Raw genomic sequence first — 14,995 nt, forward strand, 5'->3', positions numbered from 1 at the left:
CGGGGGGCGATGCGATCTCGATGCGGCGTGGACGTCCGGCCCGCCTGGCTAGTGCGCCGCCTCCGGCGTCTCGGGCGGTTCCGGGCCCAGGAGGGTCTGCAGCTGCACGCGCTCGGAGCTGCAGGCGGCATCGAAGTCGGCCTCGATCTGGATCAGCGCCTGGGCGTCGCCGGCCTCGACGGTGACGATGCCGCGCGCGCGGTTGCGGCCCTGCGACTTGGCCGTGTAGAGCGCCATGTCCGCCCAGTTGACCGCCTGTTCCCAATGCAGGGCGAGCTGGGCCGGCGGCAGCGGGAAATGCGCGAAGCCGATCGAGCAGGTCACCCGCAGCGCGCCGGCCGCGGTCTGCACCGGCTGCTCGCCGACGATGAAGAGGATGCGCTCGGCCAGCAGCTGCAGCTGGTCCGGCGCGACATTGCGGGCGAAGACCAGGAACTCCTCGCCGCCCCAGCGCACGACCAGGTCCTCCGACCGCACCGCCTGCGCGATGCGCCGCGAGACCTCGACGATCACCGCGTCGCCCGCCGCATGGCCATGGCGGTCGTTGACATGCTTGAAGTGATCGATGTCGATCATCAGCAGTGCGCCGGTGAACATATCCTTGGCATGGCGGTCCATGACCGCGAGGAAGTGGCGCCGGTTGGCGAGGTCCGTCAGCGGGTCGCGCTCGCTCTGGGCCCGCAGCAGGCTCTGCTTGGCCTTGAGCTTGCGGTTGGCCTCGCGCACGCGCGCCAGCATCACGCCCATCAGGATCAGCGACAGCCCCAGCAACGCCGCCAGACCGACGCCGACATACTGCGCCAGCCGCCGGTTGCCGAGCTCGCGGTCCTTGAGCGTCTGCTCGCGGCGCAGCAGCTCCAGGTCGCGCTGCCTGGCCTCGCTGTCGTACTTGAGCCGCAGTTGCTGCAGCGAGGATTCGCGGTTGCGTCGCGCCGTCTCCGCGCTCAGCGCGCGCTCCTCGTGATAGAGCCGCAGGGCCTCCTTCCACTGTCCGACCTTCGCATAGGCCTCGCCGAGCTCGCGCAGCTGCAGCGCGCGCCGCACCGGATCGAAGTCGCCCTGCGCCAGCTCCAGCACCCGCGCGATCTCGCGCCGCGCCGGTTCGAACTGGCGCTGCAGGACCAGCGCGACCGACAGGTTGTGGCGCAGCGTGCGCTCGACCGTCTGGTCGTTGTAGGACTGCACCACCGGCAGCGCCAGCCGCGCGAGCTGCACCGCCTTGGCAGCCTGGTCGGTGTGGATGTAGGCGTCGAGCAGGTTGTTCTGCAGCAGCGCGACGTCACGCCGCCCGCCGGACTGCTGGGCAAGTCGCAGCGCCTCCTCCAGCGCGGCGAGCTGCTGGCTGCGGTCGCCGCGCCGGGACGCGACCATCGACTCGACCATCTTCGCCCGGCTCATCGCGGCCGCGTCGCCCTGCGCCGTCTGCCAGGCCTGCGCCATCCACTGCTGCGCGGTCGCCGTCTCGTCGCGGACCTGGCTGTTCACCGCGAGCGAGCCCATCATCACGCCGGCCGCGGTCGGGTCCTGCAGCGCCTGGGCCAGCGCCAGCGCGCGGCGCAGCGAGGTATCGGCGAAGGCGTACTCGCCGCGCGCGCCCTGCGCGCGCGCGATCAGCCGCAAGGCCTGCAGCGCGACGCGCGCATCGCAGTCCGCGGGCACCGTCTGCGCCGGTTGCGCTGGACACGGCGGCGCCAGCGCCTCGAGCGCCTGTCGCGCCATGTCGCCCGACCGGCCGGTCTGGCCCTGGCGGTCCTGCAACTCGGCCAGCAGCATGCGTGCCAGCGGCTGACCGCCGGGCCGCTGCTCCAGGTCCGACGCGATGCGACGCACCGTCTCCGGGTGGCCAGCGTAGACGGCATTGCGTCCGAGCGCGTAGTCGAGGTGCAGGCGCTGCCCGGCATGCGCCGGATCGGCGGCCAGCGCGCGCAGTTGCTGAGCGGCCTTCTCCGGCTCGTTGTAGCCGTAGCGGTCCAGCTGGGCGAGCTGCGCGTCCAGCGCGCGGTCCGGAATTGCCGCGCGCGCCGCCGTCCCGCCCAGCAGCGGGGCCAGCAGCGCGGCCAGCAGGAACGCGGCAACCGGCCGGGTCATGCGCGCCCCTCCTGCACCGGGCCGAGCAGACTGACCAGCTGCACCTGGCCCTGATGCCAGGCGGACTCGATGCGGCCCGCCAGCGCCAGCAACTGGTCGCGGTCGCGCGCCTGCATCGCCGCGACGCCGTAGGCCTTGTTGCGGCCATGGGCCTTGGCCATGTACATCACGGTGTCGACCAGGTCGATCGCCCGCTCCCATTCCAGCGTCAGGTCCTGAGGCGCCATCGGGAAACTGGCGAAGCCGATCGAGGCGCTGATCGGGATCCGAAGCGGCCCGTGGTCGACCGGCTGCCCGCCGATCTGGTCGAGCAGGCGCTGGCCGAGCTGGCGCGCGTCCTCGGTGGCTTCGGAGTTCACCAGGATCAGGAATTCCTCGCCGCCCCAGCGCACGACCAGGTCCTGCTCGCGCAGCACGCTGCTCAGGCGCCGCGCGACCTCGACCAGCACGGTGTCGCCGGCCGCATGGCCCCACTGGTCGTTGATGCGCTTGAAGTGGTCGATGTCGATCAGGAACAGGCTGCCGCGCAGACCGCCCTCGCGCGTGCGCTGCGCGATGGCCTGCTGGAAGTGCCGCCGGTTCGCCAGACCGGTCAGCGGGTCGCGCTCGCTCTGCACGCGCAGCGATTCGTTGGTCTGCGCAAGCGCGGCGTTGGTGCGGCGAATGCGGCGGTAGGCCAGCGCCAGCAAGGCGCCCGAGAGCAGCACGCAGCCACCGACCTCCGCCCACAGCTTCAGCTGCAGGTCGCGGGTGCGGATCTGCTCGGCCTTGAGGCTGTTGTCCTGGTTGAGCAGCCGGATCTCGCGCTGGCGCTGCTGATCCTCGAAGCGCGCCTGCGCCTCGAGCACCGCCTTGCGGGTCTCGTCGCGCAGCACCGCATCGAATTCCTTCCGGGCGCGGTGATAGGCGTCGACCGCGCCAGGCAGATCGTCGGCCTTCTCGAGGTAGCCGCCCAGCTCCAGCCAGGCCTCGGCGGTGTAGCTGCCGGCCTCGCGTTGCGCGTCCATCGTGATGGCTTGCAGCACATCGCGCTTGCCCTCGTCCAGCCGCTTCAGCCCGATCTTGGCGATGCCCATGTTGTGGCGCGCCAGGATCTCGGTCGAGATCTCGCCATCCTCGTGCGCCAGCGCCAGACTCTGCGTCGACAGCTCCAGCGCCCGGGCGTAGTTGCCGCTGCGCAGTTCGTAGTCGGCCAGGTTGCCCAGCGCCAGCGCCTGCAGGCCGGGCGCCTGCGCCTCGCGGGCGTACTGCAGCGCCTGCTCGCGGGCCTGCTGGCTCAGGCGCGGGTCCTCGTCCTGCGAGTGGACGATGCCCAGGATGGTGTGAACCGAGTACATCAGCACCGGGTCCGGGTCCTGCTGCGCGGCCTCGAGGGCCTCGCGCGCGGCGCGCAGCGCATGGTCGAACTGCTGGCTGCGGAAGTAGTTGAAGGCGAGCGTGGCGTCATTGGTGGCGGCACGCCAGCGCGAGCCCATCGCGCGCGCCTGCTCCAGCGCCTTCAGGCCACTCTCGACCGCCGCGTCGACCTCGCCGTAGTCGCCCTGCATGTAAGCGCGCAGCTCGGTCGCGCGCCACAGCATCCGGCGATCCGCCTTCGCCGCATCGATCTCGGCCAGGCCGCCGAGCAGGCGCACGCCGGCACCCAGCTCGCCATTGGCCTTCAGCCATTGCGCCCGCGCCAGCATCAAGGCCAGCGGGATCTGCGCGCGCACCGGCGAGGTCTCCGGCCAGGCCTTCAGCGCCTCCACCGCGGCCTCATGGCCGGTGCGGTCCCGCAGCTGGGCCAGCAGCGCGGCGCGTTGGCTCAGCGCCTCCAGTCGCTCGCTGCTGCCAGGCGCGGCGCGGGATTCGATCGCCTGCAGCTCACGCAGGTGCTCGCGCGGGTGCGCCGAGGCGATGCGCTCCTGCTGCTCGAGCTCCGCCTGCAGGGCCCGGTCCTGGACGCCGGCGGCCGAAGCCGCCGCGTCGCGGGTGTTGTCGGCGCTGCCCTGCGGTCCGCAGCCGCTCAGCAGCGGCATGGCGAGGCTCAGGGCCAGGGCGAGCACGGCGGCGCCTTCCAGCGCGCGCGCGCAGGGGCGTGCGCCGGGCCGGCCGGCCGCCGTCCTCGCCTGCTCCGTTGCTCGCAACACCCCAAGCATGCTCATCGTGCTGATGTCGAGTTGTAGGTCTGGTGACTTGAGCGCCGATCCCCTGGTTCGCGTGAAGCGTGCACGAGTTGACGCCCATGCACGCGACGCGGGGGTCAGTCGGTGCGGCCGCGCCTCAACAGCGCATGCAGCAGGATCGCGCCGAAGGTGGCAGTTCCGATGCCGCCCAGGGTAAACCCGCCCATCTTCAAGGTGAAGTCGCCGGTGCCGATCACCAGCGTGATCGCCGCCACCATCAGGTTGCGGGGATCGCGGAAGTCGACCTGGTGGTCGACCCAGATCCGGGCGCCGGCAATCGCGATCAGGCCGAACACGACGATGCTGACCCCGCCCATCACCGCCAGCGGGATGGCCTGGATCAACGCGCCGAACTTCGGCGAGAAGCCCAGCGCCAGCGCCATCAGCGCGGCGAAGACGAAGACGGCGGTCGAGTAGATGCGGGTCGCGGCCATGACGCCGATGTTCTCGGCATAGGTGGTGACGCCGGTGCCACCGACGGCGCCGCTGGCGATGGTCGCGAGGCCGTCACCGACGAAGGCGCGGCCCAGGAACGGCGACATGTCGCGGCCGGTCATCGCGCCGACCGCCTTCAGGTGGCCGAGGTTCTCGGCGACCAGGATGAGCGCCACCGGCGCGATCATCAACATCGCCGCGCCGTCGAAGACCGGCGCATGGAAACCCGGCAGGCCGAACCACGGCGCGGCCGCGACCCTGCTGAGGTCGATCGGCGTGCCCAGGCCGAAGCCGTTGGTCAGCAGCGCATAGATCAGGCTGGCCTGCACCAGGCCTGCCAGGATCAGCAGCCGCTGCAACATGCCGCGCGCATGCACCGCCACCAGCGCGACGCTGATGAAAGTCGCGGCCTGCATCCAGGCGTCGAAGGGCGTCGGCGCCATGTTCTTGATCGGGACCGCCGCCAGGTTCAGGCCGATCACCGCGACCACCGCGCCGGTGACCACCGGCGGCATCAGTCGCTCGACCCAGCCGCTGCCGGTGGCCGAGACGAGCAGGCCGATCGCGGTGTAAAGCAGGCCGCAGGCGACGATGCCGCCCAACGCCAGCGGCAGGTTGGGATTGGGACCGCTGCCGGCATAGCCGGTCGCGGCGATGACCACACCGATGAACGCGAAGCTCGAGCCGAGGTAGCTCGGCACCCGGCCGCCGGTCAGGAAGAAGAACAGCAGCGTGCCCACGCCGCTCATCAGCACGGCGACGTTGGGATCGAAGCCCATCAGCAGCGGCGCCAGCACGGTGGCGCCGAACATGGCGATCACATGTTGCAGGCCGAGGGCCGCGGTCTGCGGCCAGGACAGGCGTTCATCGGGGGCAATCGCCTTCTCGGGGCCGACGGTCACGGGCCGCCAGCGCATCAACCACGCCATGGACTTTCCTCAATGGGACAAGCCAGGGAGTGTAAGGAGGCCCCATGACATCGCCACTCCGGGCATATCCCGTGACTGGGCGGCCCGACGGAGGCTTGACGGGGTGGCGCGTGCCATGCACGCGCCGGCGCTCAGAACAGCACCATGTCGCGGTTGTGGCGCGGCAGCATGCGCAGCAGCCGGCGCCACGACACCCAGGCGCGCCACAACGCGCCGCCGGTCAGCAGGCTCAGGATCAACAGGATGGTCATGACGCAACTCCTTGGGGCTCGGGAACACGGAACAATTCGCACGATCGTGCGAAATTCAGGCGAAAGCGTGAAATGGGCATGGCGTGGCGTGGCTGTCAGCGGGACGCGTCGGAGGCCGATGCGGGCAGCGCCGTCAGCATCGGGGCCATCAGGCGTCGGTAGCTGGTCCAGGCCCGCTCGACCGCATCCGGTGTGCGCAGGAAGCGCACCTCCCGGACCAGCGCGGTGAAGAGGCCGTCAAGTTCGAAGATCAGTTGGTCGAGATCAGCGTCCTCGCGCAGTTGTCCCGCGTCCTGCGCCTGGACCAGCGTGCGGCGCAGCGTCGAGCGCCAGCGCCGGACGCCGTCGAGCAGGCGCTCTCGCATCGCGTCGTCGCGATCGTCGTATTCGAAGGCGCCGGCCACATACAGGCAGTTGCCGTGCGGTCCGCCGACGCGCCCCAGCCAGGCGCGCACCATGGCATCCATGCGGGGCAGGCCGCGCGGCTCGCGCAGCGCCGGCAGGATGACCTCCTGCTGGAAAGTCTTCTCGAAGGCATCCAGCACCGCGGCCTGCAGCGCCTCCCGCGAGCCGATGCGCGAGAAGACACCGCTCTTGGACAGGTTCAGCCGCTTGGCGACCTCGCCGATCGACAGGCTGTCCAGGCCGTCGAGGCGGGCCATCTCCAGCGCGACATCGACGATGGCGCTCTGCGTCAGTTCGCTGCGGGCGGTCTTGGCTTCCATGGCGCGCAAGTTAGCACGGTCGTGCGAAACCCGCCGGAGGCCGGGAATGCCACGGATGTCGGCCGGGTTATTCGTCGGGGTGGTCCGGCTCGGTGCGCCCGTCCTGGGGCGACACGCGTGGGGCGGCGACATCGGCGTCCGGCGCCGTGTCGTCCACCGCCTCATCCGGGCCTTCGGTCGCGCCGGCCGGAGGACGCCCGCGGCGCGGTGCCGGGGAAGGCGCCGGCTTGATGCCGCGTCGCTTGAGCGCCTCGCGCAGCAGCAGCTCGATCTGGGCATTGGACGAGCGCAGTTCGATCGCGGCCAGCCGCTCGATCTCCTCCCAGAGCGCGGGATCGAGGCGCAAGGGGAACTGCTTCTTGCCGGGACTGCCCATCGGTGAGTCGCTCCGTCGTCAGGGCGCTTGACGGCGACCGGAGCCGCGCGGCCCGGGTCGTCCGCGAGGCGACGCGGTCGCTGCCTCGGTCGATGCCGTCATGTGCATGCGCGCCTCGCCGCGATCAGTTGTAGAGCGTGCCCGCGTTCACGATGGGCTGCGTGTCCTTGTCGGAGCACAGCACCACCAGCAGGTTGGAGACCATCGCCGCCTTGCGCTCGTCGTCGAGCTGGACGATCTCCCGCTCGCTCAGGCCCTTGAGCGCCTCCTCGACCATGCTGACGGCGCCGTGCACGATCTTCTTGCGGGCGCTGATGATGGCCTCGGCCTGCTGCCGGCGCAGCATCACCTGCGCGATCTCGGGTGCGTAGGCCAGGTGGGTGAGCATCGCCGTCTCGACGCCGACCCCCGCCGGCTGCAGGCGCGCCTGCAGCTCCGAGATCATCGCGGCCATCACCTCGTCGGCGCCGGCGCGCAGGGTGATCTCGCGGCTGTCCAGGTCGTCGCCCTCGTCGTAGGCGAATTGCGATGCGACGTGGCGGATCGCCGCCTCGGCCTGGATGCTGACGTACTGCTCGAAATCGTCGACCTCGAACACGGCACGCGCCGTGTCCTCGACCCGCCAGACGATGGCGGCGCTGATCTCGACCGGGTTGCCGCGCTTGTCGTTCACCTTCAGCGTCGGCGCGTCGAGGTTGCGGGCGCGCAGCGACAGGCGGCGCTTCATCATGAACAGCGGGATCGTCCAACGCAGCCCCGATGTGCGGTCGGTGCCGATGTAGCGGCCGAACAGGGTCAGCACGCGGGCCTCGTTGGGCTGCTGGATGTACAGGCCGGCCAGCACGATGACGCCGCCCACCACCAGCGCCAGCTGCGGCAGGCCGACCGCGCCTTCGCCGAACGCGACGAAGCGCCAGATCGCGACGGCCAGCAGGCCCAGGCCGATCAGCAGCGCGGCATAGCCGTTGGCCGTGCCGGCGCGCCGCTCCAGCGGGGCCGGCGCGGCGCCACGGGCGGGCATGTTCTTCGGGACTGCGGTCGTGCTCATCACCAACTCCTCCAAAAAGGTGATATCACTTTATGCGCAACCGCCCGGGTCGCGCAAGGGTGGAGGTGGAACTCCCCCCAAGCGGGGGATCGGACGAAGGACCGGCCCGGAAAACAGAAAGCGCCCGCGATGAGGGGCGCTTTCGAGGGGGAGCGGGGGCGTCCGCAGGCGCGGCGTCCGCGGAGGCTCAGCCCTTGCGGGCCAGCGGCAGCAGGAAGTTGGCCACCGCGATGCAGCGCTGGCCCAGTTCTTCCTCGCTGACGCGCAGGCCGAAACCGGCCATCGCCGGCGAAGTCAGGAAGCGGCCGCCGATCGCGACGGTCGGCACGCCGTCGATGTTGTACTGGTCCTGCAGCTTCGTCGCCTGCTGGACGCGGGTCTGCACGGTGAAGGAGTTGTAGGTCTCCTTGAACTTGGCCGGATCCACGCCCAGCGGCGCCAGGAACTTGGCCATCGCGTCCACGTCGGTCAGGCTCTGGCCGCCGCGATGGATGGCATTGAAGATGGCCGGACGCACCTGCGCTTCCTTGCCCATCGCCTCGAGCGTGACGAACATCTGCTGGTGGATCTTGACGTTCGCGCGGAAGGCCACGTGGACCTTGCGGTACACCACGTCGGCGGGCAGCTGCTTGGCCCAGGCCTCGATCGTCGGCTCGAAGACGTAGCAGTGCGGGCAGCCGTACCAGAAGAACTCGATCACCTCGATCTTGCCGGGCGCCGAGCCGGGCACCGGCTTGGCCAGGCGCTGGTACTGGCGGCCTTCGATCGGGCCGCCCTGCGCCTGGGCGGGCGCGCCGCTCAGCAGCAGGCCACCGCCCGCGGCGGTCGACAGGGCCGTGAGGGTGTTGAATTCGCGACGCTTCATCTTCGATTCCTTGGTAGTTCCGCGACGACCGGCGCCGCAGCGGCCGGCCATCCTAGAAAGTCAAACTTAGGGTGGCATTAACCACCGCCCGGCGACTCAGCGCTGGATCGCGACGAGGTTGGCCTCGACGCCAGCCCCTTCGAGCTTCTTCTGCTGCGCTTCGGCCTCGTCGCGGGTGTCGAACGGTCCCAGGCGCACGCGGAACACCGTGCGGCCCGCCTGTTCACGTTCCATCACCTTGGCCGAGAAACCCTGGATGGCCAGCTTGGCGCGCTGCTGCTCGGCGTCCTCCATGCGCGTGTAGGCGCCGGCCTGGACGAAGAAGCTGCCGCGCGACCCGTCGGCGCGGGCACCGTCGGCGGTGCGGGTCTCGGCGGGACGCTGCTCGGGCTTGGCGGCCGGCGTGGGCGTCGTCTGGGCCTGCGGCTGCGCGGCGGGCGCGCGCTCGGCGGGGCGACCCTCGACGGCGGGCGCGGCCGTCGGACCGGCGGTGACCTGCGGCGCCTGGGCGGGCGGCGGCACGACCGCCGGCGTCACCACGCCCGACGCCGCCTTCGCGCCGGCACGGCCGGCCAGCGGTGCGTTCGGATCCCAGTTCCGGTTGCGTTCGGCTTCCTGGGCGTCCTGCTCCGCGGTGCGTTGCGGCAGCTTGTTGACGAACGGCACCGGTGCCTTCGTCACGTAGAGGGCCACGCCCAGCGCGATCCCCAGCCCCAGCAGCAGGCCCACGATCAGGCCCATGGCGAATCCGCCGCGCTGCTTTTGTTTGCTCATTGCTGCTCCTGCGAGTCACGTTCCATCGCGTCCGGGGCCGACACCCCCAGCACCGCCAGCGCGTTGCGCACCACCTGCCGCGTCGCGGCCAGCAGCGCCAGGCGCGCGCGCGTCAGGGCCGGGTCGTCGCCCAGCACGCGTTCGGCGCCATAGTAGCTGTGCAGCGCGCCCGACAGATCGCGCAGGTAGAACGCCACGTCGTGCGGGGCCAGGTCTTGCGCGGCCGAGGCCAGCATGCGCGGATAGTCCGCCAGCTTGAGCATCAGTGCGTACTCGGTCGGCGCGGTCAGCAGCGAGAGATCGGCCCCGGCCAGCGAGGCCTCGTCGTGGCCCTGCTCGACGCCCTTGCGCAGCACCGAGCAGATCCGCGCATGCGCGTACTGCACGTAGAACACGGGGTTCTCGTCGTTGGCCTTGAGCGCCAGGTCGACGTCGAAGACGAACTCGGTGTCGGCCTTGCGGCTGATCAGGAAGAAGCGCACCGCGTCGCGGCTGGTCCATTCGATCAGGTCGCGCAGCGTGACATAGCTGCCGGCGCGCTTGGAGATCTTGACCTCCTCGCCCCCCTTCATGACCGTGACCATCTTGTGCAGCACGTAGTCCGGGAAGCCCTCGGGGATGCCCACGCCGGTGGCTTGCAGGCCGCCGCGCACCCGGGCGATCGTGCCGTGGTGGTCGGTGCCCTGGATGTTGATGCACTTGGAGAAGCCGCGCTTGAACTTGTTCACGTGGTACGCGACGTCCGGCACGAAGTAGGTGTACGTGCCGTCGGACTTGCGCATCACGCGGTCCTTGTCGTCGCCGTACTCGGTCGAGCGCAGCCACAGCGCGCCGCCCTCCTCGTAGGTCTTGCCGTTGGCGACCATGCGCGCGACCGCCTCCTCGACCTGGCCGCCGGTGTACAGCGACGATTCGAGGAAGTAGTTGTCGAAGCGCAGTCCGAAGGCCTGCAGGTCCAGGTCCTGCTCGTGGCGCAGGAACGCGACGGCGAACTGGCGGATCGAATCGAGGTCCTCCGGATCGCCCGACGCGGTGAACTCGCGATCGTCGGCCTTGACCGTCTCCTTGCGCAGGAAGGCGTCGGCGATGTCCTGGATGTAGTCGCCGTTGTAGAAGTTCTTGCTCTCGGGATTCGCGGCGTCCGTCGGCCAGATCGGATCGCCCGGCTTGAAGCCCTGGGCGCGCAGCTGCGTGCTGCGCGCGAGGGTACCGATCTGCACGCCCGCGTCGTTGTAATAGAACTCGCGGCTGACATTCCAGCCCTGCGTCGCGAACAGCTGGCACAGCGAATCGCCGAGCGCCGCCTGGCGGGCATGGCCGACATGCAGCGGCCCGGTCGGGTTGGCGGACACGAACTCGACCAGCGCCGAGGTGTCGCGTCGGGGCTGGTGTCCGAAGCGCTCCGCCGCGGCGAAGACCTCGGTCACCACCGCCTGCTTGGCCACGGGCTTGAGGCGGATGTTGATGAAGCCGGGGCCGGCGATCTCCAGCGCGTCGACCCAGCGCTCGAAGGCCGGTTGCTCTTGCAATTGGGCGATCAGCGTCGTCGCCAGTTCGCGCGGGTTCTTCTTCAGCGCCTTGGACAGCTGCATCGCGGCCGTGCAGGCGAAATCGCCGTGAGAGGCTTGCTTGGGGGTCTCGAATGCGGCCACCGGCGCGGCGGCGACGAGGCCGGCGTCAACGGCCTCCTGGCTCAGGCCCTGGAGCACGGTGCCGAGGGCGGCGAGCAATTCCTGCTTGGCTTGGATCATGGCGTCGCATTTTAGGGGACCTCCCCCGTAAGAGACCGTACGCCCCCTTGCCGGCGCCCTCCTCGTGGGGCAGGATGCCCCTCCGATGAGCGCCCCCGTCGATCCACGCCCTGCCAGCTTTTCCGATTCGACGCTCGGCGGGCTGGCCGACCTGCCGGAGCAGATCGGCAAGTACCGCGTGCTGCGCCGGCTGGGCGAGGGCGCGACCAGCGACGTCTTCCTGGCGATGGACGACTTCAAGGGCCAGGAAGTCGCGATCAAGCGCATGCGCGCCTGGTCCGGCGGCGGCCCCGCCGAGGAGGACACGCTCAGCATCCGCTTCTTCGCCGCCGAGGCCGCGCTGGCGGGCCGGCTGCAGCATCCGAACGTGGTGCAGATCCTGGACGCGGTGCAGGACGGCGACCTGCCCTACCTGGTCATGGAGTACGTCCATGGCGTGACGCTCAAGCACTTCTGCCGCAACGACCGGTTGCTGCCGCTGGACCAGATCGTCGAGCTGGGATTCAAGTGCGCGATGGCGTTGTCCTACGTGTTCCGCCAAGGCGTCGTGCACCGTGACATCAAGCCCGCCAACCTGCTGGCGGTGCTCGACAGCCAGGGCCAGGTGACCGACGTGAAGGTCAGCGACTTCGGCAGCGCGCTCAACCTCAATGCGGACATGACGCAGGTGCACCGGGTCGGCTCGCTGGCCTACATGCCGCCGGAGCAGATCGAAGGCGGCGATGTGGGCGCGCAGGCGGACATCTATTCGCTGGGCGCGGTGCTGTACCACATGGTCTGCGGCCGCCCCCCCTTCGACGCGCCCAACCAGATGGCGCTGATGCACCAGATCTATCACCAGTCGCCGCAACCGCTGCTCGGCCAGCGCGGGGGCGTGACGCCGGAGCTGGACGCGGTCATCCAGAAGGCGCTGGCCAAGCATCCGCACGAGCGCCATGCCGACTGGGAGGCCTTCGGCCAGGCGCTGTCGGAGCTGGTGGCCAGGCAGCTGGTACCGCTGGCGCGCCTCAACGAGGTCAAGGATTCGGAACGCTTCAACCTGTTGCGCGACCTGGAGTTCTTCGCCGGCTTCGGCGACGTCGAGCTATGGGAAGTGGTGCGGCGCGCGCGATGGCGGCGTTATCCGCTCGACCACCTGCTGTTCAAGAAGGGCCAGGAAGGCAACACCTTCCACATCATCACGCAGGGCGAGGTCGAGGTCTGGCGCGACGGCGCGCTCGTCGCGACGCTGGGCACCGGCACCTCGGTCGGGGAGATGGCCTACCTCGCGCCGAACCCCGACCTGCGGCGCCACAGCACCGACATCCGGGTGACCCAACTTTGCACAACCGTGTCCTTCACGCCCGATTCGCTGGGCCAGCTCAGCCCCGAGTGCCAGCACCGCTTCGATCGCGCGTTCATCCAGGTCCTGGTCAGGCGACTCCATCTGGCGCATGAGGCGCTGGCGTCTCCGCGCCGGATCATGTGAGTCAGATGCCGACCGGTCCTTCCAGGCCGCCGCCGCATCCACGTCAACCGACCCGAGTCAGTGGGTCTCTTGACGGGCATCAATCGCTATTGAGAGCCGCTCGTGGGTGTGCTCCACTGCCCCCAGGTCCTTCCCCAAACCCCTGTAGCCCCGTAGGAGAGAGTGATGAAACGCCTGACCCCGACCTCGCTGTTCGCCGGCGCGCTGCTGGCGCTGGCCGCCCTGGGCGCGCACGCCGCGGACGACGCCAAGAAGGCGCCGTCCGAGAAGCAGCTCAAGCAGCAGCAGCTGATGAAGTCCTGCAATGCCGACGCCAAGGACAAGACCGGCGACGAGCGCAAGGCCTTCATGAGCAGTTGCCTCAAGGGCGAGACCGCGCCGGCCAAGACCGCGCAGCAGACCAAGATGACGACCTGCAACGCCGAGGCCAAGGGCAAGACCGGCGATGAGCGCAAAGCCTTCATGAAGGAATGCCTCTCGGCCAAGTGACGCAACGCCGCAGCGGGCGCTCCGCGGTGTTGCAAATCCTCGCCATAGCGCCGCTATGGCTGCGGTTTGCGCCTAGCGGAGCATCCCGCTGCAGCGTCGCGTCACTCGGCCGATTTCAGCGGGTTCGTTCCGTTGATATCGGCAGACAGCGGTACGTCATTTGGTCAGCACGCCGCGTGCGAGCATCACCGCCGCGATCGGGATCAGGATCAGCAAATGGGCCTGGATCATGACCAGGCGTCGGGTGGCACGCACGTCGGCATCGCTCGGCAGGCCGGCACCGCCATCCAACGCCTTGACCCAGCGACGGTAGGTCAGCGTCGGCTTGATCGAGATCAGGCCGATGACCAGGAACATGCCGAACTTGAAATGCAGCAGCGGCTGATGCCAGTACCAGCCCAGGCCCTTCATGCCCCACCAGGTGCGGGCCAGGCCGGTGAGCAGCACCGCAACGGCAGTCACGCCGTAGATCACGTCCAGTCGCGACAGGCGCCGCACCACCGCCGCGTTCATCCATTCGCTCCGGCATAGCGCCGCCTGGCTGGAGAGGAACACGACCAGGCTGAGGATCGCCACGATGTGCAGACCGGCGAGCAGGGCTTCGAGCGTCATGAGGTCTCCGGTGATCAGGGTTCCCAGGTGGCGGCGCGCGCCCAATGGTCGGCGCTGCCGTAGTGTTCCTTCAGGAAGTCTATCCAGAGCCTCACCCGCAGCGGCAGGTGCTTGCGCTGGGGCAGCACGGCGAAGATGCCGTTCGGCGGCGCCGCGAAGTCGTCAAGCACGCTGACCAGTTCGCCAGCACGGAGGGCGGCGGCCACCTCCCAGGTACTGCGCCAAGCCAGCCCGAGGCCCTGCCGACACCAGTCGTGCAGCACCTGGCCATCGCTGCAATCGAGCCGACCGCTCGGCCGCAGATGCTGCACCTGGCCGTCCACGCGGAAAGCCCAACCACGCGTCTGGCTGGCATCGGAACTCAAGGTCAGGCACTCGTGCCGCATCAGCTCGGACGGATGGCGCGGCGTGCCGGCGCGTCGCAGGTAGGACGGTGCTGCCACGCAGAGCCGGCGGTTGTCCGCCAGCCGCATGCTGATCAAGCTCGAATCGCTGAGGTCACCCACCCGCACGGCGCAGTCGAATCCCTCGTTGACGATGTCGACGACCCGGTCGCTGAGATTCAGCGAGAGGCTGACTTCTGGATGCCGTGCGAGAAAGGCCGGCACCAGCGGCGCGACATGACGACGACCGAAACCCGCCGGCGCGGTGATGCGCAGATGACCGCTGGCCTTCACGCCGCCGGCGCTGACGCTGGCCTCGGCGCTCGCGAACTCGACCAGCAGGCGTTGGCAGTCCTCCAGGAAGGCGGTGCCCTCATGCGTCAGGGTCAGCTTGCGGGTCGTGCGCAGCAGCAGCTTCACGCCCAGCCGCGCCTCCAGTGCGTCGAGGCGACGTCCCATCACCGCAGGCGCCACGCCTTCGGCTTGTGCCGCGGCCGTCAGGCTGCCCTTGGTCGCGACCAGCACGAAGGACTCGATCTGTTTGAGGCGGTCCATGGCCGTTGATTGTTGGACCGTTGCGCCGTCGCAAGCAATGAATGGAGACCCGATGCGTTGTTATTTGTGCAAAAAAGTCAG

General features: G+C 69.7%; 13 protein-coding genes. 2 read left to right on the top strand and 11 right to left on the bottom strand.

Going from position 1 to position 14,995, the window contains the following annotated elements:
- Window positions 1–48 precede the first annotated feature (48 nt).
- From CS062_RS06830 to argS, 9 genes are all read right to left on the bottom strand, one after another.
- Window positions 49–2,088, bottom strand: a complete 2,040-nt coding sequence (locus CS062_RS06830) for a GGDEF domain-containing protein (protein WP_099860689.1) — start codon at window positions 2,086–2,088, stop codon at window positions 49–51.
- A complete protein-coding gene (locus CS062_RS06835) occupies window positions 2,085–4,133 on the bottom strand; it encodes a GGDEF domain-containing protein (RefSeq protein WP_099860690.1) in 2,049 nt (682 codons plus the stop codon). The genes CS062_RS06830 and CS062_RS06835 overlap by 4 nt, the downstream gene beginning before the upstream one ends.
- Before the next feature lie 197 nt (window positions 4,134–4,330).
- The gene (locus tag CS062_RS06840; protein ID WP_099860691.1) at window positions 4,331–5,617 is read right to left on the bottom strand and encodes a solute carrier family 23 protein; all 1,287 of its coding nucleotides are present in this window, start codon (window positions 5,615–5,617) and stop codon (window positions 4,331–4,333) included.
- A 346-nt stretch (window positions 5,618–5,963) separates the two neighbouring features.
- Window positions 5,964–6,593: a TetR/AcrR family transcriptional regulator gene (locus CS062_RS06845; RefSeq protein WP_099860692.1), complete on the bottom strand. Its 630-nt coding sequence runs from the start codon at window positions 6,591–6,593 to the stop codon at window positions 5,964–5,966.
- Window positions 6,594–6,660: 67 nt separating this feature from the next.
- Complete coding sequence (locus CS062_RS26595; protein ID WP_199174187.1) at window positions 6,661–6,969, bottom strand: type II toxin-antitoxin system antitoxin; 309 nt, start codon at window positions 6,967–6,969, stop codon at window positions 6,661–6,663.
- Between the two features lie 124 nt (window positions 6,970–7,093).
- Window positions 7,094–8,017 carry an SPFH domain-containing protein gene (locus CS062_RS06855; protein ID WP_233217949.1) on the bottom strand — a complete coding sequence of 308 codons (924 nt, stop codon included), beginning with the start codon at window positions 8,015–8,017 and terminating at the stop codon, window positions 7,094–7,096.
- A gap of 187 nt (window positions 8,018–8,204) precedes the next feature.
- Window positions 8,205–8,882, bottom strand: a complete 678-nt coding sequence (locus CS062_RS06860; protein WP_158238690.1) for a thiol:disulfide interchange protein DsbA/DsbL — start codon at window positions 8,880–8,882, stop codon at window positions 8,205–8,207.
- 96 nt (window positions 8,883–8,978) lie between these two features.
- On the bottom strand, window positions 8,979–9,656 hold the full coding sequence (locus CS062_RS06865; protein ID WP_099860695.1) for an SPOR domain-containing protein: 678 nt from the start codon (window positions 9,654–9,656) through the stop codon (window positions 8,979–8,981).
- A complete protein-coding gene (gene argS / locus CS062_RS06870; RefSeq protein ID WP_099860696.1) occupies window positions 9,653–11,407 on the bottom strand; it encodes an arginine--tRNA ligase in 1,755 nt (584 codons plus the stop codon). The genes CS062_RS06865 and argS overlap by 4 nt, the downstream gene beginning before the upstream one ends.
- Window positions 11,408–11,492: 85 nt before the next feature.
- Here argS and CS062_RS06875 point away from each other — a divergent pair, with 85 nt between their 5' ends.
- A complete protein-coding gene (locus CS062_RS06875; protein WP_099860698.1) occupies window positions 11,493–12,875 on the top strand; it encodes a serine/threonine-protein kinase in 1,383 nt (460 codons plus the stop codon).
- Between the two features lie 165 nt (window positions 12,876–13,040).
- Window positions 13,041–13,364 (top strand): PsiF family protein, encoded by a 324-nt coding sequence (locus CS062_RS06880; RefSeq protein WP_099860700.1) that lies wholly within the window; start codon window positions 13,041–13,043, stop codon window positions 13,362–13,364.
- A 156-nt stretch (window positions 13,365–13,520) separates the two neighbouring features.
- Here CS062_RS06880 and CS062_RS06885 read toward each other — a convergent pair whose 3' ends face one another.
- Window positions 13,521–13,976 carry a DUF2214 family protein gene (locus tag CS062_RS06885; RefSeq protein WP_099860740.1) on the bottom strand — a complete coding sequence of 152 codons (456 nt, stop codon included), beginning with the start codon at window positions 13,974–13,976 and terminating at the stop codon, window positions 13,521–13,523.
- Window positions 13,977–13,990: 14 nt separating this feature from the next.
- The gene (locus tag CS062_RS06890; protein WP_099860701.1) at window positions 13,991–14,914 is read right to left on the bottom strand and encodes a LysR family transcriptional regulator; all 924 of its coding nucleotides are present in this window, start codon (window positions 14,912–14,914) and stop codon (window positions 13,991–13,993) included.
- Window positions 14,915–14,995: the final 81 nt, after the last annotated feature.

This window comes from Roseateles chitinivorans (assembly GCF_002761755.1).
GTDB lineage: Bacteria > Pseudomonadota > Gammaproteobacteria > Burkholderiales > Burkholderiaceae_C > Roseateles > Roseateles chitinivorans.